At 53.1% G+C, this 19,475-nt stretch carries 20 protein-coding genes; 14 read left to right on the plus strand and 6 right to left on the minus strand.

From position 1 onward, the window contains the following. Window positions 1–7: 7 nt before the first annotated feature. Entirely contained in the window at window positions 8–1,654 is a 1,647-nt protein-coding gene (locus B3355_RS07720; RefSeq protein WP_292782260.1) for an electron transfer flavoprotein-ubiquinone oxidoreductase, read from the plus strand. 271 nt (window positions 1,655–1,925) lie between these two features. On the opposite strand, the gene ftsX is transcribed toward B3355_RS07720, so the two are convergent. Genes ftsX through ftsY form a run of 3 tightly spaced genes read right to left on the minus strand, consistent with a single transcriptional unit; the run spans window position 1,926 to window position 4,525 of the window. Further along, window positions 1,926–2,816, minus strand: coding sequence for a permease-like cell division protein FtsX (ftsX, locus tag B3355_RS07725; protein WP_292782262.1), 891 nt, complete (start codon window positions 2,814–2,816; stop codon window positions 1,926–1,928). A 25-nt stretch (window positions 2,817–2,841) separates the two neighbouring features. After that, a complete protein-coding gene (gene ftsE / locus B3355_RS07730; RefSeq protein ID WP_024929636.1) occupies window positions 2,842–3,519 on the minus strand; it encodes a cell division ATP-binding protein FtsE in 678 nt (225 codons plus the stop codon). Window positions 3,520–3,538: 19 nt separating this feature from the next. Further along, window positions 3,539–4,525, minus strand: coding sequence for a signal recognition particle-docking protein FtsY (gene ftsY, locus B3355_RS07735; RefSeq protein ID WP_292782266.1), 987 nt, complete (start codon window positions 4,523–4,525; stop codon window positions 3,539–3,541). Between the two features lie 189 nt (window positions 4,526–4,714). Between ftsY and B3355_RS07740 the strand changes: the two genes are divergently transcribed. Beyond that, a complete protein-coding gene (locus tag B3355_RS07740; protein WP_292782268.1) occupies window positions 4,715–6,115 on the plus strand; it encodes a M16 family metallopeptidase in 1,401 nt (466 codons plus the stop codon). A 64-nt stretch (window positions 6,116–6,179) separates the two neighbouring features. After that, window positions 6,180–7,490, plus strand: coding sequence for a M16 family metallopeptidase (locus B3355_RS07745; RefSeq protein WP_292782271.1), 1,311 nt, complete (start codon window positions 6,180–6,182; stop codon window positions 7,488–7,490). Between the two features lie 49 nt (window positions 7,491–7,539). Here B3355_RS07745 and B3355_RS07750 read toward each other — a convergent pair whose 3' ends face one another. Beyond that, window positions 7,540–7,737 carry a PLDc N-terminal domain-containing protein gene (locus B3355_RS07750; protein WP_024929640.1) on the minus strand — a complete coding sequence of 66 codons (198 nt, stop codon included), beginning with the start codon at window positions 7,735–7,737 and terminating at the stop codon, window positions 7,540–7,542. Window positions 7,738–7,868: 131 nt separating this feature from the next. On the opposite strand from B3355_RS07750, the gene rsmD reads away from it, so the two are divergent. From rsmD to B3355_RS07775, 5 genes are read left to right on the plus strand one after another with little or no spacing between them, the layout of a single operon-like run. Continuing rightward, window positions 7,869–8,408, plus strand: coding sequence for a 16S rRNA (guanine(966)-N(2))-methyltransferase RsmD (gene rsmD, locus B3355_RS07755; RefSeq protein ID WP_292782277.1), 540 nt, complete (start codon window positions 7,869–7,871; stop codon window positions 8,406–8,408). Between the two features lie 39 nt (window positions 8,409–8,447). After that, window positions 8,448–8,936, plus strand: a complete 489-nt coding sequence (gene coaD, locus B3355_RS07760) for a pantetheine-phosphate adenylyltransferase (protein ID WP_029512320.1) — start codon at window positions 8,448–8,450, stop codon at window positions 8,934–8,936. Between the two features lie 38 nt (window positions 8,937–8,974). After that, window positions 8,975–9,229, plus strand: coding sequence for a YfhL family 4Fe-4S dicluster ferredoxin (locus tag B3355_RS07765; protein ID WP_019881644.1), 255 nt, complete (start codon window positions 8,975–8,977; stop codon window positions 9,227–9,229). A 57-nt stretch (window positions 9,230–9,286) separates the two neighbouring features. Beyond that, window positions 9,287–9,694 carry a lactoylglutathione lyase gene (gene gloA / locus B3355_RS07770; protein WP_047514407.1) on the plus strand — a complete coding sequence of 136 codons (408 nt, stop codon included), beginning with the start codon at window positions 9,287–9,289 and terminating at the stop codon, window positions 9,692–9,694. Then, a complete protein-coding gene (locus B3355_RS07775) occupies window positions 9,687–9,950 on the plus strand; it encodes a hypothetical protein (protein ID WP_024929644.1) in 264 nt (87 codons plus the stop codon). The genes gloA and B3355_RS07775 overlap by 8 nt, the downstream gene beginning before the upstream one ends. 8 nt (window positions 9,951–9,958) lie before the next feature. On the opposite strand, the gene B3355_RS07780 is transcribed toward B3355_RS07775, so the two are convergent. After that, a complete protein-coding gene (locus B3355_RS07780; protein WP_019881647.1) occupies window positions 9,959–10,180 on the minus strand; it encodes a hypothetical protein in 222 nt (73 codons plus the stop codon). Window positions 10,181–10,475: 295 nt separating this feature from the next. On the opposite strand from B3355_RS07780, the gene ppc reads away from it, so the two are divergent. Next, on the plus strand, window positions 10,476–13,271 hold the full coding sequence (ppc, locus tag B3355_RS07785; protein ID WP_292782290.1) for a phosphoenolpyruvate carboxylase: 2,796 nt from the start codon (window positions 10,476–10,478) through the stop codon (window positions 13,269–13,271). Window positions 13,272–13,328: 57 nt separating this feature from the next. Here ppc and B3355_RS07790 read toward each other — a convergent pair whose 3' ends face one another. Next, window positions 13,329–13,532, minus strand: coding sequence for a CsbD family protein (locus tag B3355_RS07790; protein ID WP_019881649.1), 204 nt, complete (start codon window positions 13,530–13,532; stop codon window positions 13,329–13,331). A 204-nt stretch (window positions 13,533–13,736) separates the two neighbouring features. Between B3355_RS07790 and B3355_RS07795 the strand changes: the two genes are divergently transcribed. The 5 genes from B3355_RS07795 (at window position 13,737) to B3355_RS07815 (ending at window position 19,397) form a co-directional block, all read left to right on the plus strand. Further along, on the plus strand, window positions 13,737–15,041 hold the full coding sequence (locus B3355_RS07795) for a lipoprotein-releasing ABC transporter permease subunit (RefSeq protein WP_292782295.1): 1,305 nt from the start codon (window positions 13,737–13,739) through the stop codon (window positions 15,039–15,041). Then, window positions 15,034–15,738, plus strand: a complete 705-nt coding sequence (gene lolD / locus B3355_RS07800) for a lipoprotein-releasing ABC transporter ATP-binding protein LolD (RefSeq protein WP_019881651.1) — start codon at window positions 15,034–15,036, stop codon at window positions 15,736–15,738. The genes B3355_RS07795 and lolD overlap by 8 nt, the downstream gene beginning before the upstream one ends. A 9-nt stretch (window positions 15,739–15,747) precedes the next feature. Further along, window positions 15,748–18,210: a DNA internalization-related competence protein ComEC/Rec2 gene (locus B3355_RS07805; RefSeq protein WP_292782299.1), complete on the plus strand. Its 2,463-nt coding sequence runs from the start codon at window positions 15,748–15,750 to the stop codon at window positions 18,208–18,210. Window positions 18,211–18,294: 84 nt separating this feature from the next. Next, on the plus strand, window positions 18,295–18,900 hold the full coding sequence (locus B3355_RS07810; RefSeq protein WP_024929649.1) for a MotA/TolQ/ExbB proton channel family protein: 606 nt from the start codon (window positions 18,295–18,297) through the stop codon (window positions 18,898–18,900). A 68-nt stretch (window positions 18,901–18,968) separates the two neighbouring features. Continuing rightward, window positions 18,969–19,397, plus strand: a complete 429-nt coding sequence (locus B3355_RS07815; protein WP_024929650.1) for an ExbD/TolR family protein — start codon at window positions 18,969–18,971, stop codon at window positions 19,395–19,397. Window positions 19,398–19,475: the final 78 nt, after the last annotated feature.

A 19,475-nucleotide genomic window follows, 5' to 3' on the forward strand; every position in this document is an offset into this window, starting at 1 on the left:
AGCAGAGATGGAAAGAGATGTCATGGAATACGATGTGCTGATTGTCGGGGCAGGCCCGGCCGGCTTGTCCGCAGCCATTCGACTCAAACAATTAGCACAGGCAAAAGGCCAGGAGCTAGGCGTGTGCGTGCTGGAAAAAGGCGCCGAAGTCGGTAGCCATATTTTTTCGGGCGCTGTGCTGGATCCGAAAGCCTTGCAGGAGCTGTTTCCAGACTGGCAGGCCTTAGGTGCGCCTTTGAATACGCCAGTGAATAAAGATACCTTTGTCGTGCTGGGTGAAGAAAAAGCCTGGGACATGCCTGAGTGGGCCTTGCCGCCGCTCATGGGTAATCATGGTAATTACATTATCAGCCTGGGCGAAGTCTGCCGCTGGTTGGCTGGCCAGGCAGAAGCGCTGGGGGTGGAGATTTATACCGGTTTTTCTGCGCAATCGCCCAGCTATGATGAGCATGGCCGTATGGTAGGCGTGATTACCGGTGATATGGGTCTGGACAAACAAGGTGAGCCAACGGCGAATTACACGCCAGGTATCGAAATTCGCGCCAAATATACGCTGGTGGCTGAAGGTACACGTGGTTCATTGACCAAGCAGCTGGAAGCGCGTTACGGCTTGCGTGCGGCCTCCAGCCCGGCCAAATATGGCATCGGCTTCAAGGAAGTCTGGCGCGTGAAGCCCGAGTTGCACCAGAAAGGCCTGATTGAGCACACCTTGGGTTGGCCGCTGGATGCCAACACCGGTGGCGGTGGTTTTATTTATCACCATGGTGAGAACCTGGTATCCGTCGGTTACGTGGTGCACCTGGATTACCGTAATCCTTATTTGTCCCCGTTTGATGTGTTCCAGACTTATAAAACACATCCCAAACTTAAGGCTTTATTGCAGGATGGCAAACGTCTGAGCTACGGCGCGCGGGCTATTTCTGAAGGCGGCGTGCAGTCGTTGCCGGAAATGGCCTTCCCGGGAGGTGCTTTGCTGGGCTGCAGTGCTGGCCTGGTTAATGTGCCCAAAATCAAGGGCACGCATTACGCCATGAAATCCGGCATGCTGGCGGCGGAAGCTGTCTTTGAGGCTATCGCACAGGGTAGCCCGGAAGTGTTGACCAGTTATACGCAAAAGCTGCGTGAGTCCTGGGTCTGGCAAGAGTTGTATGCGGTGCGCAATGTGAAACCGTATTTGTCCCGTTGGGGTACTTGGGCAGGCACCGTGCTGGGAGGTGCTGAGATGTGGCTGGCGAATTGGAATATCAGTTTGCCGTGGACGCTCAAACACAATTACGCCGACCACGCCATGCTGGCAGAGGCATCACAAAGCCGTCAGCCGGTCTACGCCAAACCCGATGGCGTGCTGACGTTTGATAAACTCAGTTCGGTCAGTTTGTGCAATATTGCGCATGACGATCATCAACCCTGCCACTTGAAACTGGGCGTGGCCGATATGCCGGTACGTGTGAACTTGCCGCGTTACGCTGGGCCAGAGCAGCGTTATTGCCCGGCTGGGGTGTATGAATTTGTTGAGCAGGCTGGTGAAAAAGCCTTGCAGATCAATGCGCAGAACTGCATTCATTGTAAAACCTGCGATATTAAAGACCCAACACAAAATATTAATTGGGTGCCACCAGAGGGTGGTAGCGGACCGAATTACGTTTCGCAGTGATTGGAAAAGGCGTTGCTCCGGCGAATATGCTGCTGAGGGGTAACGCCTTTTTTGTTTTTTTGATGTGTGAATGACTTTGGCTGTAATGTTGGCTGAGTTATGTATGGTCTCTTTCGCCTTGATGGCGAGTCACTTTCTGGTGCTTGTCCCCCAGAAAGTAACCAAAGAGGAAGACACCNNGTCGCCGAAAAGGCGAAAGAGAATTACTCATAGAACAACCTTCGCTTTGTGCAAGCAAAAAACAACTCACTTAAAGGCGAAAGAAGACTGTTCAGCGCTTCTGCGTCAGCGCAATAAAAGCAGCAATCCAGCCAATCGCAATGGTGGTGAGCAGCATCAGTCCGCCCACATTAAACAGGTGGAAGACCAAGTGAAAATTGCTTTGGTAATTGTTTGCCAGCAGTTGCACCGGTTGTCTCAGGTTCCACACAATCATGAATAATAGGGCGATGGCAATCAGGCCACCCCCCAGCCCGTAAGCGCCTCCCATATATAAAAACGGACGGCGGATAAAACTATGCGTAGCGCCAATCAGGCGGCTGACTTCAATTTCGGCTTCGTGCGTGAGCACTTGCATGCGCACGGTGTTGCTGATGACAGTGATCATGGCAATGCCGAGCAGACTGGCAAAAATGATAGCAATGCGTTTGCCCAACACCAGCATGGAATGCAGGCGCTCAATCCAGACGCTGTCGATGACTAGCTCTTCGACCTCTCCGCGTTTTTGCAGCAAGTCCTGCACCGGTTTGACTGAAGCAGGTTGCGTGTCCGTCAGGGTGATAAACAGGGCGTCTGGCAACGGGTTTTGTGGCAAGTCCACCAGCAGGTCTTTTTGCAAAAACTGCGCACCCAGCTGCTTGATGGCATCTTCTTTGGGCACATAACGCACTTCTTTGACTTGCGGCAAGGCCTGGACGTCATTAATCAGGCGCTGGATCAGGTTGGCGTTGACCGAGGGTTTGAGGAAGGCGCTGATTTGCGCATCCTGTTTAATCGAGCGTGACATATCTTGCAGGTTATCCAGGCCGACAAATAGCAGGCCGGGCAGGGTGGCGGTAATGCCGATCACCATGCAGATGGTGAGCGTGTTCAGCCAGTGACTTTTTAAACGCTGCAGGACCAGGTCTATGGCCAGCGCGTGTTGATTGAGCCAGTTTTTCATGCGCTTATTCTCGTTAATGGGGCACTCATAACATTGCCGTTTGCGCAGGCATGGCGCTGATGGTTTGCTGGTCGATATGCAAGGTGCGATAGGCAATGGAGCTGACCTGGCTCACGTCATGCATGGCAATCACCACGGTCACGCCGACATCGTTAAAGGCTTTGAGTAATTGCATGATTTCCAGTGAGGCGGCTTGATCCAGTCCGCCGGTGGGTTCGTCGGCAATGACAATCGAAGGGCGGCTGACGACGGCGCGCGCAATGGCCAGCCGTTGTTGCTCACCGCCGGAAAGTGTAATCGGCATGGCTTTTTCCTTATTCAGCAAGCCGACTTTATCCAGCGCAGCACGCACGCGGCGCGCGGCTTCTTCACCGGTAATGCCCTGTATGCTCAGCGGCAGGGCGACATTGTCAAAACTGTTGCGGTCATACAGCAATTTGTGGTCCTGGAACACCAGGCCAAAACGACGGCGCAGGTAAGGCACCGCATTCGGATGTAACTGGCTGATGTCCTGCTGGTTAATCAGAATATGGCCGCTGGAAGGTAATTCTATGCCCGCCATGAGTTTGAGTAAGGTACTTTTGCCCGCACCTGAGTGGCCGGTGACCAGCACAAAATCGCCTTTGTCTATGCTAAAGCTGACCTGGCGGAACAAATGTGCGCTATTGGGATAGCGCATGCTGACATTATTAAAAACAATCATAGTTTAAACACTGTCATGGCTAGTCATCAATCAAGGCATCAATAAAGTCATTGGCGCTAAACGGGCGTAAGTCATCAATACTTTCGCCCACGCCAATAAAGCGTACCGGGATCTTGCTGGCAGATTGCTGGCTGAGGTGGGCAATGGCGGCAATCACGCCGCCTTTGGCCGTGCCGTCTAGTTTAGTCAGTGCCAGGCCAGTGACGCCCAGCGCCTCGTTGAACGCTTTGAGCTGGTTGACGGCGTTCTGGCCGGTGTTGGCATCCAGCACCAGCAAAATTTCGTGCGGTGCGCCAGGCAATGCCTTGTCGATGACGCGTTGCACTTTCTTGATTTCGTCCATCAGGTGTAATTGCGTCGGCAGGCGGCCGGCCGTGTCGGCAATCACCACGTCGATTTTTTTAGCGATCGCTGAATTAACCGCATCGTAAATGACGGCGGCCGGGTCGCCACTTTCAGACGCGACCACATGCACATCGTTACGCTCGCCCCACACTTGCAATTGCTCACGCGCCGCGGCACGGAAGGTATCGCCTGCCGCAATCAGCACGCTATGGCCTTGCGCTTGCAGGTATTTGGCCAGTTTGCCGATGGTGGTGGTTTTACCAGCGCCGTTAACGCCGACCATCATCATCACATATGGCTGGTGGCCACGCACCTCCAGAGGCGACTCTAAAGGTGACAGCAGATCAAGCAAGGTGTCTTTGAGCGCCTGTTTTAACGCAATGGTGTCTTGCAGATCCTGTTTTTTGACCCGGTTGCGCAGTTGTTCAAGCAAGTATTGCGTGGCGTTTACACCGACGTCAGAAGTGAGCAGGATGGTTTCCAGCTCTTCGTAAATGTCTTCATTGATCTTGCCGCCACCAAACAGCGCGCTCAGTTGCCCACCCAACTGCTGGCGTGTTTTAGCCAGACCGTTTTTTAAGCGCTGCGTCCAGCTCAGGCTAGTGGCTTCTGTTTCGGGTGGCGTGACGGGCTCGGTTTTTTTAGCAAATGGATTGAACATGGCGGCTGAAAACTCGGTAATATCGTCATTTTAAGCTGAATCGGCGTTTCCTGCCACGATTAGGCGCAGGCGATGGTTGTTCAGGCAGTGATTGTTTAAGCAGCGCTAGAACTAACCCAGGCGCTGGCTGGTCACAAACAAGACTTTTTGAATCCTTTTTATTCTCCTTCCATTTTGAATCTGGACAACATGAAAACCCCACTCAAATTAGCGCGGCATTTAGCGCGTCCCTGTTTGCTGGCTGTGCTGATCAGCAGTTACGCGTTACCGGGTCATGCCGAGATTGTGCAAACCACCCTCAAAAACGGCTTGAAGGTCATTGTGCAGGAAGACCACAGGGCGCCGGTGGTGGTGTCACAAGTGTGGTATCGCGCGGGCTCGCTGGATGAGGTGAACGGCAAAACCGGTGTCGCCCACGTGTTGGAGCATATGATGTTTAAAGGCACCAAAAAAGTCCCGGCCGGGCAGTTTTCGCGCCAGGTGGCTGCGGCAGGCGGTAAGGAAAATGCGTTTACCAGCAAAGACTACACCTGTTATTTCCAGCAACTGGAAAAGTCCAGGTTGCCATTGTCGTTTCAGCTCGAAGCGGACCGCATGGCGAATTTGCAAATCACCGATGCCGAGTTTGCCAAAGAGATTGAGGTGGTGAAAGAAGAACGGCGCTGGCGCACCGAAGATAAGCCGCAGTCACGCGTGAACGAACAGTTTGAAGCCTCTGTGTATAGAGCGCATCCTTATGGGCGCCCGGTGGTTGGTTTTATGAATGACCTGGAAAACATGACCGCCGCAGATGCGCGCGAGTGGTATCGCACCTGGTATGCACCAAATAATGCGACGATCGTTGTGGTGGGCGATGTGAAGGCGCAGGAGGTGTTTGCGCTGGCTGAAAAAAACTTTGGCAAACTGCTTGCAAAAGCTTTGCCTGCGCGCAAACCACAAGTGGAGCCTGTGCAATTGGGCGAGCGTCGCGCCATAGTCAAAGCCCCGGCCAAACTGCCGTATTTTGTGATGGGCTTTCATGCGCCAGCGCTCAAAAATGGCGAGGCGTATAGCGAGCAGGACTGGGAGCCTTATGCGCTGGAAGTGTTGTCCAGCATTTTGAGTGGCAACGGTGCCTCGCGCCTCAACCAGAAGCTGGTGCGCGAGCAGGCCATTGCCCTGGAAATTGATACCGCCTATGACAGCACCAACCGAGGCCAGACGTCAACGTTTGAAGTTGCGGCTTCGCCAAGTGATGGCATCTCGCAGGACGCCTTGATCAAGGCCATTTGGGGGCAAATCGATGAGCTTAAGAATAATGGTGTGACGGCCGCTGAATTGCATCGCGTGAAAGCCGCAGTGATTGCGGCGGATGTATATAAACGTGATTCTGTGTTTTATCAGGCCATGCAAATCGGGCAACTGGAAACAATGCGCTATCCGCTGTCATTGTTGCAGAGCAATGCCGCCAGGGTGCAGGCGGTGACCTCGGAACAAGTGCAGGCGGTGGCTAAAAAGTATTTATTGCCGGATCAACTGACTCTGGTCAGCCTGGATCCGCAACCGATGACCACTGATCAGAAACCGGCTGGTCGTCCGCATCAGCACTAATTTGATTTTATTTTTTACTGGTTTTATTTAATGCGCCTGCATCACAGGCGAATCAAGGAACAGCATGAACGTAATTGGTTTTTTGAAAGTGGCCCTCTTGGCGCTGGTGTTGCAAGGGTATGCCGCCAATGTCTTGGCCGCCCTGAACATTCAGCATTGGACAACCGCGGAAGGCAGTGAAGTTTACTTTGTTGAAAATCACTCACTGCCGATGATGGATGTCAGCATTAATTTTCGTGCCGGCAGTGCCTATGATAAGCCTGAAACCGGCGGTACGGCGGCGGTAACGCACCATTTGATGGCGTTGGTTGCGGGCGGGCTTGAGGAAGAGGCACTGACCAATCGTTTTGCCGATATTGGTGCCGTGCTGGGCGGCAGTTTTGATGCTGAGCGTGCCAGTTTCAAGTTACGCACGTTGACCAGCGAGCAGCAGGCGGCGCTGGATGCGTTTGCGTTGGTATTGCATCAGCCGGATTTTCCGCCAGCAGTGCTTGCGCGCGAGCAGGCGCGTATCGTCGCGGCCCTGCAGGAGGCCGAAACCGAGCCTGACAGCATCGCACAAAAAGCGTTTATGCAGTCCGTGTATGGCATGCATCCTTACAGCCTGGATCAAAACGGTGAAATTTCCACTGTGCAGTCGCTGACGGTGGCGCAATTACGCCAGTTTTACCAAACCTATTACACGGCCAAGTCGGCGGTGATTGCCATGATGGGAGATTTGACCACCGAGCAAGCCAGGCAGATTGCCGCACGGCTGAGTGCTGGATTGCCGCAAAGCGCTGCGGTAGCGCCGGTGCCACCAGTGACAGCGCCTGCCTCGGCCAGCGTGAAAAAATTGCCGCATCCGGCGGTGCAGGCGCATATTCTGCTGGGGCAGCCTGGGAATAAACGGGGTGACGCGGACTTTTTCCCTTTGTATGTGGGTAACTATATTCTGGGTGGCGGCGGTTTTGTTTCGCGCCTGACTGAAGAGGTGCGTGAGAAGCGCGGCCTGGCCTACAGTGTGTATAGTTATTTTATGCCGATGAGCCAGTTAGGCCCGTTCCAGATCGGCCTGCAAACCAAGAAGGAGCAGGCCGATGAGGCACTCAAACTGGTGAAAGAGACGGTGCAGCAGTTTGTGGATAAAGGCGTGACGGAAAAAGAACTGGCTGCGGCCAAGGATAACCTGATCGGCGGTTTTCCGCTGCGCATAGATAGCAACAGCAAGATTCTGGAGTACCTGAATATGATTGGTTTTTACCAACTGCCGCTGGATTACCTGGATAGTTTTAATGATCATGTGGCCAAGGTGACGGTTCAGCAGGTGAATGATGCATTTAAGCGACGTGTTCACCCGGAAAGTTTTGCCACCGTGATTGTCGGGGCCGAATAATAAAAAAGCCGACCACATGGTCGGCTTTTTTTATGGTGCTTAATATTCTTTAAACCAGCCGCTTTTTGCGTGCCAGCAGGTAGTATAGAAATGCACCCAGCAGGTTGAGGAAGAAAATCACCAGAAACCAGACCAGTTTGTCTTCGCTTTGATTGGCCAGGCAATCGACCAGCATCCATACCCAAAATAATCCTAGTGCCAGTGCAATCAGGCTGCCTAATATGCCAAAGCCAAATAAGAATTCCATGCTGTTTTCCTTTGTTAATTGCCATGAATCATAGCACGATCCATTTGCATGGATGATCATGTAAATGTGGCTGCTAGCAAGAACGCCTTTATAATCATGCTTTGTCGTTGCTAACGAATAGAACCATATTCATGAATCAAGTTCGCCTGAATGCCGGCGTTTGGCGTAGCCGCATACTCAAATTTCCGGATGCAGAAGGCTTGCGCCCGACGTCTGACCGCGTGCGCCAGACTTTGTTTAACTGGTTAGGGCAGGAGATGACAGGCAAAGCCTGCCTGGATTTGTTTGCAGGCACGGGTGCCCTGGGCTTTGAAGCGCTATCGCGCAATGCCAGGCAAGTGACCATGCTGGAACTGGCCAAAGCGCCGTTTCAGGCATTGCTGCAAAACCAGCGCTTATTGGGCGCGACGCAGGCCGAGATGCGGCAAATGGATGCCTTGCAGTTTCTGGCGCAAAACAAACAGCGCTATGATGTGATTTTCTGCGATCCACCCTACCATAAACAGTGGCTGGATAAGTTGTTGCCACAGTTGGCCAGCCACCTGGCCGACGATGGTTTGCTGTATGTGGAGGCGGAATATGCGTTAAAATCCGACTCGGGCTGGCAAGTGATCAAGTCCGGCAAGGCGGGGCAGGTGTTTTATCATCTGCTGCAGCCAGTAGAAGCATAGGTCGAGGACACCTTAAAAAAATATTCGGGGTAAAGGTGAATGAGTAAAGTCAGAGTGGCAGTGTATCCGGGAACATTTGATCCGATTACATTGGGGCATGAAGATATTGTGCGCAGGGCCGCCAATCTGTTTGATGAGGTGATTGTGGCGGTGGCCGGCAGTACCAGCAAGCAGACTTTGTTCAGCCTGCAAGAGCGCGTGGCGTTGGCCGAGTCTGTGTTTAATGGCAGCAACATTCGCGTGGTGGGCTTTGATGGCCTGCTGATGCAGTTTGTGCAGGCGCAAGGCGGACAGATGGTGATTCGAGGTTTACGTGCGGCCAGTGATTTTGAATACGAGTTTCAGCTGGCAGGCATGAACCGCAAGCTGTATCCAAAACTTGAGACCCTGTTTATGACGCCCGCCGAAGAATTTATGTTTATCTCCTCCAGCCTGGTGCGCGAAGTCGCGCGTCTGGGCGGTGATGTGAACCAGTTTGTGTCGCCAGGCGTCGAAACTGCAATCAAGCAAAAACTGGTCGCTGCTTAACGCTATACCAGATAGAGAATCCCTTATTTTAAAGAGTCATGGCGTTATTTATTACCGATGAATGTATTAACTGCGATGTTTGCGAGCCAGTGTGCCCGAATGAGGCCATTTCGCAAGGCGCAGAAATCTATGAAATCAACCCTGACTTGTGCACGGAATGTGTTGGGCATTACGATAAGCCACAATGTCAGCAGGTATGCCCGATCAGTTGTATTCCGCTAGACCCGGATCGACCTGAAACCCAGGAACAGCTGATGGAAAAATATGTGCGGATCACTGCACTCAATCATTAAAAAAAATAATTAAAACCAACATTAAAACGAAGTTACACGGATCTCAAGGAGTCAATAATGCGAGTATTACATACCATGTTGCGCGTAGGCGATTTGCAACGTTCGATTGATTTTTATACGGGCGTGCTAGGCATGAAGCTGATCCGTACCCAGGATTACCCGGATGGCGAATTTACGCTGGCATTTGTCGGCTATGGCAATGAGTACGATAACACCGTGCTAGAGTTGACCTACAACTATGGCAAAACAGCCTATGACATGGGTGGCGCATATGGTCATATGGCGATTGAGGTCGACGATGCTTACAAAGCCTGTGAACTGGTCAAAACCAAAGGCGGCAAAGTGGTGCGCGAAGCGGGGCCGATGAAGCACGGCACGATTGTCATTGCGTTTATCGAAGACCCGGACGGCTATAAAATCGAATTCATCCAGAAGGGGACGATTGAGTACCCCGTTAATGTCTAACCAGGCACAGTTATTAGAGGCTGTGACGCAGGCGCAAGCTGGCAACTGGGATGCGGCCCACAATATCGCGCAGGACTATAGCGACACCACGGCGAACTGGATTCACGCCGTGCTGCATAAGATTGAAGGCGATACCTGGAATAGCAAGTACTGGTATGCCAGAACCGGTGGTCACCAATATGAAGATTACGGCCCGGATGTGGCCGCAGAGCTGGTGGCCATTCAACAATGGCTGAGCACTGCTGCTGCGCAATAATTGATTGCTTACTTATGATCTTCGTCAGCAGGGCGGCGGCTGGAAATAAAAATCCCCCATAGCGACTGCACAAACAGGCCAATCACGGTGCCGGTGATAAATAGCAACAGGCAGGCGAGCAAACACACCAACAGCAAGAAGGCATCTTGCTGCCACAGACCCAGCGCAGACAGCGACTGCCAGACAGTCAGTATTTGCTGTATCCAATGATCGAGGTTGATAAGCGCCATGTGTTTATTATGCCTGAGCAAACTCAGGCATGTAATCAGTCAGCGTATGCATGGATGTGTACAGCCAATATTTTGCATCATTTTACTGGTTCCCATTTTTCGTCCCTTTTCGGCTTTTCAGTCGGACTTTTAATCACAAGAGCCAAATCAGTGCACTCCCTCGCCTGATGTCGGTGCGTGTGCGCTATTCTTATTCTTTAACGCCATGATTTTTAAGTAAAAAAAGTTACCTTGAATATGGCCTGCTTGTTGCTAGTCTAGCATGGAGCTAGCACTGAGCTAGAGGAGAGGCACCATGATAAAAAAACTTGCGGCCAGCGCAACGATGTCAGCCGCCATGATTTCGGCAGACAGCCAATTGACCGACAATATTCAATTGCTGGGTGAGTTGCTCGATAAAGCGATTCTGGAGGTTGAAGGTGACGAGGTCGCGCAGAAGATTGCGTCTATTCGCCAAGCCGCCCTGCGCTTTCACCAGACACATGACCAGCAAGCCTCGCTAGACCTGGAGCAGTTATTGGCCGGCCTGAGTCTGGAGCATACCGTGCGTGTGGTACGGGCATTGGCCTATTTCAAGCATTTGGTGAACCTGGCTGAGGATTTATACGGCCAGCAATTAGGGCATTGCCAGCAGAATACACCTGCGCCCGGCATGCTTTCATATACCTTGTTGCAAATCAAAGCGGCGGGGATCCCGGCAGATACGATTAAACATCTGTTACAGGATGCGCTGATTTCCCCTGTGCTCACCGCGCACCCCACCGAAGTGCAGCGCAAAAGCGTGCTGGATATTGAACGCCTGATTGCCGAATTGCTGGCAGATCGTGCGCAAATGGTCTCCGAACGTCAGCGCACCCGCAATAGCCTGCTGCTGCAAGGCGCGGTGTCGGCATTGTGGCAAACCCGCATGATGCGTTACTCCAAACTCAGCGTGCTCAATGAAATTGAAAATGCACTGACTTATTACGAAAGTACGTTTTTGCATGTCATCCCTGAGATTCTGCAAGACGTTGAGCGCGATTTATCTGACTTGCTGCCCAATGTAGCATTGCCCGGCTTTTTGCGTATGGGCAGCTGGATAGGCGGTGACCGGGATGGCAACCCGTTTGTTAACGGGGCGACGTTGCGCGAAAGCGTGCGCTTGCAGGCCATTACTTTATTCAGATTTTATTTGCAGGAGCTGGCGGCATTAAAGCGCGAACTGGCAGTGTCAACCCGGGTGGTCGGCGTGGACGAGGCTGTGCTGCAAATGACCAAAGCGTCGCGTGACCAATCGCAACACCGGCTGGATGAACCTTATCGCCTGGCACTAAACGGTATTCACGATGGTTTGCTGGCCACGGCCAATACGCTGCTGCCGCAAGGCGGATGGGTGCTGCCTGAAGACATGACGGCTGACCCTTACGATACGCCAGAGGCCTTGCTGGCGCCGTTGCAAACCATTGCCGATTCTTTGCGCACCCACCATGGCGAAGCCCTGATTTATCCGCGGTTGGGCAAGCTGATCAAGGCGATTGGCACTTTTGGCTTTCATCTGGCGACGGTCGATATCCGCCAGTCTTCAGACGTGCATGAGGCGGTGATTACAGAATTATTGCAAAAGGCCGGCCATGACTTTGACTATGCGGGCTTTAATGAGGATGAAAAAATCGGCATTTTGCTGGAGGAACTAAAACAGCCGCGCTTGCTGTTTTCGCCTTTCCAGCAATATTCCGAATTGGTGCATAAAGAAATTGGTGTGCTGGTGGCGGTGCGTGAGATGCGCGAGCGCTTTGGTGAGTATGCGGTGCGGCAATATATTATTTCGCATACTGAAACGCTGTCTGACCTGCTGGAAGTGGCTTTGCTGCAACGTGAAGCCGGTTTGTTGCGCGGTGTGTGGGGTTCGGCCAATATCCAGGTCGATTTGAATATCGTGCCTTTGTTTGAAACCATTGCGGACTTGCGCGATGCACCCATGATCATGGGCAAATGGCTGAGCCTGCTTGGTATCCGCCACGTGATTCGTTACCAGGGCAGTGAGCAGGAAGTCATGCTGGGGTATTCTGATAGCAATAAGGACGGCGGCTTTTTAACCTCCAACTGGGAGTTATATAAAGCAGAAATCTCACTGGTGGAGCTGTTCAACCAGGCCAACGTCAAGTTGCGCCTGTTCCATGGCCGCGGTGGTACGGTGGGTCGTGGAGGAGGCCCTACTTACCAGGCCATCATGGCGCAACCCAAAGGCACAGTGGATGGCCAGATTCGCCTGACCGAGCAGGGGGAGATTATTTCCACACGTTATGCGGATCCGGTAGTCGGTCGGCAGCATCTGGAAACACTGATTGCCGCCACGCTGGATGCGACATTATTCCCGGCTGACCAACTGGAATCCGGCAAACGACGCGCCTTCGAAGGTGTGATGGAAACACTGTCTGCCACCGCCATGACCAGCTATCGCAGCCTGGTTTATGAAACACCTGGTTTTGCCGAGTACTTTTTTAATACCACGCCGATTAACGAGATTGCCGAACTCAACTTAGGTAGCCGTCCAGCTGCGCGTAAATCGACGCGTCGCATCGAGGATTTACGCGCGATTCCGTGGGGATTCTCCTGGGGGCAATGCCGCTTGCTCTTGCCCGGCTGGTACGGCCTGGGCAGCGCCATCCATCATTTTTTGCAGCAGGATCCTGCGTTAAAAGAAGCGCGGCTGACCATGCTGCATGAGATGCAAACACATTGGCCATTGTTTAATACCTTGATCCAGAATGTGGATATGGTGCTGGCTAAAACTGACCTGATTGTGGCGCGCCATTATGCTCATTTGCTCGAAGACCGCGACCTGCGCGAAGAGATTTTCAGCCGGATTGCGCAGGAGCACAAGCTGACTACGGATGCAGTCAATCTGTTACTGGGCACCACGCAACGCCTGGCCAGTCAGCCGGTGATTGCAAAATCTATCCGTGACCGTTTGCCCTACCTTGATCCTATGAATCATTTGCAGGTAGAAATGATTCAGCGTTACCGCAATGGTGAAACGGATGAAAAGCTGAAGTGGGCGATTCCACTCACCATTAACGGCATTGCCACCAGTTTACGCAACACCGGTTGATTGCCTTGCAGGCAGTAAAAAAGGACAAGCCAGGCTTGTCCTTTTTTACACATAAGCCTAGTGCTTATGCTTGCTTTCCCAGGTTTTGATTTGCTTTTCGGCTTCGTCTTTGGTAATGCCGTAACGTTCCTGGATTTTACCGGCGACTTGATCGCGCTTGCCTTCAATCACATCCAGGTCGTCATTGGTTAACTTGCCCCATTGTTCCTGGACTTTGCCTTTGAGTTGTTTCCAGTTGCCTTCGAAAATATCTTTATTCATGTCGAATCTCCTCAATTTAAGAATGGTGTTCAGGTCATTAACCTGTGTTGCATGTTAAAGATAAAACGGCATGGATTCAGTCGGCGCCTGGACTAACTTGAGGTCAGATGACACTGACATGGCGAGTCAGAAAACCTGTTTTTAAGCGTGACTTTACGCTTGAGTGGGTTCCGCTGCGCCATTGAAAGCTGTTAAGATTCGGGCATGAAGAACACACTTTCTGCGTTGGGCCAATCGCTGCTGCAACGTTTACCTTATGAATACTGGATAGGCTGGCGCTATACGCGTGCCAAGCGTAATAATCATTTCATTTCATTCATCTCGTTGACCAGCATGGTGGGTATTGCGCTGGGCGTGATGGCGCTGATTGTTGTCTTGTCAGTCATGAACGGCTTTCAGGATGAATTGCGTAAACGCATTTTGGGCGTCGCCTCGCATATCGAAGTGCGTGGTTTTGAGGTCGGCCTGGCGGGCTGGCAAAGTTTGCAGCAACAGATTCGGTCCATTCCGCCCAAGTCCGTCGCCAGCCCGATTGAAGGCGTCGCGCCTTATATCATGGCGCAAGGCATGCTGACCTATGACCAGGCGGTGCAGGGCGTGCTCATTCGCGGGGTATTGCCTGCGCAGGAAGCCAGTGTGTCCGAGCTTTCCAGCCAGATGAAAGTAGGCCAGTTAAAAGATTTACAGGCCGGGCAATTCAATATCGTCCTTGGTTCAGATCTCGCCATGGCCCTCGGCGTGCGTGTCGGTGAAAAAGTGGTGCTGATGGCACCGCAAGGGCAGGTGACGCCTGCCGGGCTGGTGCCACGCATCAAGCAGTTCACTGTGGCCGGGATTTTCCAGGTGGGGATGTATGAGTATGACGCCGGGCTGGCATTGATCCACCTCGATGATGCCGCCAAATTGTACCGCCTGGGTGACCAGGTGTCTGGCCTGCGCCTGAAACTGGACGATTTGTTTATGGCCGACCGTGTCAGCCGTGAGCTGGTTCAGGCGCTGGGCCCTAACTACTATGTGACAGACTGGACGCAACAGCACGCCAATTTCTTTAAAGCAATTCAGCTGGAGAAGCGCGTGATGTTTATTATCCTGGCGCTGATTGTGGCGGTGGCAGCGTTCAATATTGTGTCTACGCTGGTGATGGCAGTGACGGATAAACGTGCGGATATTGCGATTTTGCGCACCATGGGTGCTACGCCGCAAGCCATCCGCAAGATGTTTGTGGTGCAGGGCGCGATGATCGGCATCATAGGCACGGTGTCTGGTGCGGTGCTGGGCGTGATACTGGCGTTGAATATTGAAACCGTGGTGCCATGGATAGAGCGCACATTTAATGTACAGTTCTTGTCCAAAGATGTGTATTACATCAGTGATTTACCTTCCAAACTGATGTGGTCAGATGTGACGGCAATTGTCGGTTTGTCTATTTTGCTCAGCCTGGTCGCCACCTTGTACCCAAGTGCGCGGGCGGCCAGCATGAATCCGGCGGAGGCCTTGCGTTATGAGTGAGTTGATATTGCAATGCCAGGGCCTGGCGAAAACCTATCAAGGCCTGGATACCTCGGTATTGACTGGCGTCAATCTGCAATTGGCGGCGGGCGATCATGTGGCGATTGTCGGTGCTTCGGGTAGCGGTAAAAGTACCTTGCTGCATTTGCTGGGCGGGCTGGATGCGCCGACACAGGGCGACGTACAGTGGCTGGGCAAACCGCTGACCAGTTTGTCCGAACGTGACAAGAGTGCCATGCGTAACCAGTATCTGGGGTTTGTCTACCAGTTTCACCATTTACTGCCCGAGTTTAGCGCGCTGGAAAATGTGGCGATGCCATTGTTGATTCGCCGCATGCCAAGAGCAGACGCGTTGGCACAGGCAGCACATTACTTGTCGCTGGTTGGGTTGTCACACCGGCTGGAACATACGCCTGGTGAGCTCTCCGGTGGAGAGCGTCAGCGCGCAGCACTGGCACGTGCCCTAGTGACGCAGCCGCGTTGTATCCTGGCTGATGAGCCGACCGGTAACCTGGACAGGCAAACGGCAGAGCAGGTGTTTGAGTTATTGCTGCAAATACAGTCGCAACAAGGCACTGCGCTGGTGGTCGTCACGCATGACTTGGCACTGGCAGCGCGCATGCACCGGCAATATCGTTTGCAGGATGGCACACTGCAAGCCATGGCATCTTCGCCACAGGATGTGACTGCCAGTTAGCGCGACCGTATGCTGCCAGGCGCCACAGTCGGATTACTGTTTGGAGTTTGGCTATTTCAGCAACAACCCCAGCTGTGGTCGCTGACAGTCTGGGCCGGGTGGTTGGCCGCGCTCATTACGCTGAGTCTATGCCGATTCGGCCGGATACCGGCCCGTGTTCCAGGCGTTCCTTTTTCTTTTCCCGTTCAAACATTACTGCGCAGCTTGTGGCTGGTCGTACTGATTGCTGCACTGGCATTTGCCTATGCGCAAGCACGTGCCTGGTGGCGATTACAATCGGCTTTACCTGTTGCTTGCGAGCAGCAGGTGATCACCGTACAGGGTGATATTGTCAGCGTGCCCGAGCGTGATGCACGCGGCCAACATGTAGATGTGGCGATAGTGCGTAGTTTTAATCCCTCCTGCCCGCTACCGGCAAAAGTGCGCCTCAATTTATATGAGCAGTCTTATCGCGGTGACGCTGAAAAACCGGTCGCCGTCATGCCGCGTTTGCAAGCGGGTGAGCGCTGGCAATTCAGCGTCCGGCTTAAACGGCCACACGCCACGCGTAATCCGCATGGATTTGATTATGCCGCCTGGTGCCTGGCTAACCAAATCGGGGCTAGCGGTTCGATTATCACCAAAGCGCCTATGCATAGATTGCAAGCGCTGGTCTGGCAGCCTGCCGCATTGATTGCACGCTGGCGCGCCAGTGTCGGCGACCGTATCGAACGGATCTTGGGCACCTCGCCAGCCAGTACAGTAGTGCGTGCGCTGGTGATCGGTGATGATAGCCAGATTGCACGCGCGGACTGGCAGTTATTCGTCGATACAGGCATTAATCACCTGGTCTCGATCTCAGGCCTACATATTACGATGCTGGCTTCGTTAGGGTATTTGTGTATCGGCTGGCTATGGCGTTTACGGCCACGTTGGGCCCTGCGCCTACCCTCTAGCTTAGCCGCGAGTGCAGGCGGTGCACTGGTGGCAGTCGCCTATTCTGCACTGGCCGGTTTCTCTATTCCTACCCAGCGCACGCTGTATATGCTGCTCACAGTGTTGGTGATGCTGAGCCTGAAGCATCGATTGCCTTTTTCATGGATACTTTGCGTTGCCATGTGGGTAGTGCTACTGCTGGACCCTTGGGCGGTCATGGCGCCGGGTTTCTGGCTGTCTTTTAGTGCGGTGGCAATACTGGCGTTTGCCATGGGTGGGCGTTTGCGCCCGGCGCCCTGGTGGCGGGCAGCAATACACACGCAATGGATCATTACACTGGCATTTGTGCCGGTGCTGGTCATGCTATTCAATCAACTGTCTCTGGTCTCACCGCTGGCAAACGGGTTGGCAATCCCGCTGGTGAGTTTGGGCGTGGTGCCGTTGGCGATTGCCGGGGCGGTGTTGCCCTTCGATTTCTTGCTGCAGTGGGCGGCCGGATTGTGGCAGGTTTGTGCGCACGCATTAGTGTGGCTGCATCAATTGCCCTGGGCGGTGGCTCATTTGGCGACGCCCCCCATGTGGGCATGGCTGCTGGCGATGCTGGGCACATTGGTTTGGCTGATGCCGCGCGGCTGGCCCTTGCGCTGGGCCGGTTTGCTGTTGTGGTTGCCGCTCTGTTTGCCGGTTTCTTCAAGCTTGCAGCCCGGTCAGATGCGTGTCACCGTGCTGGATGTCGGCCAAGGCCTGAGTGTGCTGGTACAAACGGCACAACATGCCATGCTGTACGATGCCGGGCCTGCTTATAACGCACAAAGTGACGCTGGCCAACGCATCGTCCTGCCTTATCTCCGGCATTTAGGCCTCAGGCAGCTGGATCTGGCGGTAGTCTCACATGATGATAATGATCATGTCGGTGGCATGGCCTCTGTGTTGTCGGGCATCGCGGCTAAGCAAATAGTGAGCTCGCTGACATCTGATGCTAGTTTCTTTACGCAGTTGCAGCAGATTCACTCTGCGAGCGGCATCCCGGCAAGTGCTATCCCACGCATCGCGTGTCATGCTGGTCAGCAATGGCAATGGGACCAAGTCTCTTTTAATGTGCTTTATCCGACGCCGTCATTGGCCCCCGAGGTGAAAGACAATGACAAAAGCTGTGTGATTCAGGTGGTTTCAGCGCATGGCAGTGTGTTGTTGACGGGCGATATTGAGCAATATGCCGAGCATGTCTTGCTTGAGTCTTCGCCTGAGGCGCTGCGTTCCAATGTCATGACCATGCCGCATCATGGCAGTAAAACATCCTCCAGCCCCGCCTTTATCCGGCAGGTACAGCCCGAAATAGCGATTGCCACCGTTGGATACCGCAACCGTTTTGGCCATCCCAAGCCTGAAGTGATGGCCAGGTATCAGGCATTGGGCAGCCAAACACTGCGCTCAGACCATGATGGCGCCATTGTGCTGGAATTTACGCACGGCCAACGGCCACAAGTCATTCGCTGGCGCGCAGTCGAGCCGCATTATTGGGAGACTACTGATCAAGCTGTAGCAGGCGCATTGTAACGGGGTAGATACCGGACAAAACTTGCCCTCTGGCCTGGTTAACGCTAAAGTAGCGAAAGTTTAAAAACAACTGGAGTGTTTGCTGTGTGGGAAATTATTTTAGCGGCCGGCTGGCCCATCTGGCCTCTGATTATTGCTTCCGTGATTGCCTTGGCTATTATCGTCGAGCGATTCTGGGCATTAAGAGCCTCGGTCGTCACCCCTGAGCAATTACTGCCAGAAGTACAAAACTGGTTAAAGCAGGGTGGTGTGACGCGTGAAACGTTGAGCCGTCTGGAAGCGCACTCCTTGTTGGGTAAAGTGTTCGCCAGTGCTTTGGCCAATATGAATAACTCACGTGAAGTGACTAAAGAGGCGATTGAAGAAACCGGCCGTGCGGTGGCGCACAAACTGGAACAATACCTGCCAACACTGGGCACCATTGCGACTGTGGCACCTTTGCTCGGTTTGCTGGGTACGGTGATCGGTATGGTGGAGTTGTTCGGTTCGTTTACCAACAGTGGCCATGACGTGGCGCAGTTTGCGCGCGGTATTTCTGTGGCGCTGTATAACACGGCAGCTGGTATCGTGGTGGCGGTGCCTTCCATGATTGCCTACCGTTATTTCCGCGGCAAAATTGATGGCTTCCTGGTCGATATGGAGCAGCAAGCGATTAAACTGGTAGAAATCATCCATGGTGACCGTGGCTAGAATCATCGTGGATAAGGTGATTGCTGCGCTCGGCGGCTTCACCGCATATTGAACACAAAGGCAATTTCATGAATTTCAAACGTGGTGTCCGTAACGAAGAGTTGGAAATCAACTTTATTCCACTGATCGACGTGCTGCTGGTGATTATCATCTTCTTAATGGTGAGTGCCACTTTCTCACGTACCAGCGAATTGCAAATTAATTTGCCAACGGCTGATGCCAGTGCACCGCAGGAAAAACCATTGACCATTACGGTAGAGGTGGATGCAAATGGCCGCTACCTGGTAAATGGCAAAGAGGCCAATGGTGCAGTCGTCTCTGACCTGGCTGCGGTGCTGACGCAAGTGGGGTCCGAAGGGCCAACAGGTAAAGAGCCCACCATTATTATCAACGCCGATGCCAAGGCCACGCATCAGTCCGTGGTGAATATTATGGAAGCTTCGCGCATGGCCAATTACACGCATATTACGTTTGCGACGCAGGTGAATTCCCGCTAATGTATCACTGGGCTCACATGGTTGTGATCCCTCAACAAGCCCGTCAATCATGGCGGGCTGTTTGTTTTTAGTCTGCCC

Source organism: Methylophilus sp. UBA6697 (assembly GCF_002454655.1).
In the GTDB taxonomy this organism is placed as follows: domain Bacteria; phylum Pseudomonadota; class Gammaproteobacteria; order Burkholderiales; family Methylophilaceae; genus Methylophilus.

What these genes read in the sequence shown, in the direction of transcription:
- B3355_RS07720 (WP_292782260.1), top strand. Translation starts at nt 8, where the DNA reads ATGGAAAGAGATGTCATGGAATACGATGTGCTGATTGTCGGGGCAGGC.
- ftsX (WP_292782262.1), bottom strand. Translation starts at nt 2,816, where the DNA reads ATGAAAAACTGGCTCAATCAACACGCGCTGGCCATAGACCTGGTCCTG.
- ftsE (WP_024929636.1), bottom strand. Translation starts at nt 3,519, where the DNA reads ATGATTGTTTTTAATAATGTCAGCATGCGCTATCCCAATAGCGCACAT.
- ftsY (WP_292782266.1), bottom strand. Translation starts at nt 4,525, where the DNA reads ATGTTCAATCCATTTGCTAAAAAAACCGAGCCCGTCACGCCACCCGAA.
- B3355_RS07740 (WP_292782268.1), top strand. Translation starts at nt 4,715, where the DNA reads ATGAAAACCCCACTCAAATTAGCGCGGCATTTAGCGCGTCCCTGTTTG.
- B3355_RS07745 (WP_292782271.1), top strand. Translation starts at nt 6,180, where the DNA reads ATGAACGTAATTGGTTTTTTGAAAGTGGCCCTCTTGGCGCTGGTGTTG.
- B3355_RS07750 (WP_024929640.1), bottom strand. Translation starts at nt 7,737, where the DNA reads ATGGAATTCTTATTTGGCTTTGGCATATTAGGCAGCCTGATTGCACTG.
- rsmD (WP_292782277.1), top strand. Translation starts at nt 7,869, where the DNA reads ATGAATCAAGTTCGCCTGAATGCCGGCGTTTGGCGTAGCCGCATACTC.
- coaD (WP_029512320.1), top strand. Translation starts at nt 8,448, where the DNA reads ATGAGTAAAGTCAGAGTGGCAGTGTATCCGGGAACATTTGATCCGATT.
- B3355_RS07765 (WP_019881644.1), top strand. Translation starts at nt 8,975, where the DNA reads ATGGCGTTATTTATTACCGATGAATGTATTAACTGCGATGTTTGCGAG.
- gloA (WP_047514407.1), top strand. Translation starts at nt 9,287, where the DNA reads ATGCGAGTATTACATACCATGTTGCGCGTAGGCGATTTGCAACGTTCG.
- B3355_RS07775 (WP_024929644.1), top strand. Translation starts at nt 9,687, where the DNA reads ATGTCTAACCAGGCACAGTTATTAGAGGCTGTGACGCAGGCGCAAGCT.
- B3355_RS07780 (WP_019881647.1), bottom strand. Translation starts at nt 10,180, where the DNA reads ATGGCGCTTATCAACCTCGATCATTGGATACAGCAAATACTGACTGTC.
- ppc (WP_292782290.1), top strand. Translation starts at nt 10,476, where the DNA reads ATGATAAAAAAACTTGCGGCCAGCGCAACGATGTCAGCCGCCATGATT.
- B3355_RS07790 (WP_019881649.1), bottom strand. Translation starts at nt 13,532, where the DNA reads ATGAATAAAGATATTTTCGAAGGCAACTGGAAACAACTCAAAGGCAAA.
- B3355_RS07795 (WP_292782295.1), top strand. Translation starts at nt 13,737, where the DNA reads ATGAAGAACACACTTTCTGCGTTGGGCCAATCGCTGCTGCAACGTTTA.
- lolD (WP_019881651.1), top strand. Translation starts at nt 15,034, where the DNA reads ATGAGTGAGTTGATATTGCAATGCCAGGGCCTGGCGAAAACCTATCAA.
- B3355_RS07805 (WP_292782299.1), top strand. Translation starts at nt 15,748, where the DNA reads ATGCTGCCAGGCGCCACAGTCGGATTACTGTTTGGAGTTTGGCTATTT.
- B3355_RS07815 (WP_024929650.1), top strand. Translation starts at nt 18,969, where the DNA reads ATGAATTTCAAACGTGGTGTCCGTAACGAAGAGTTGGAAATCAACTTT.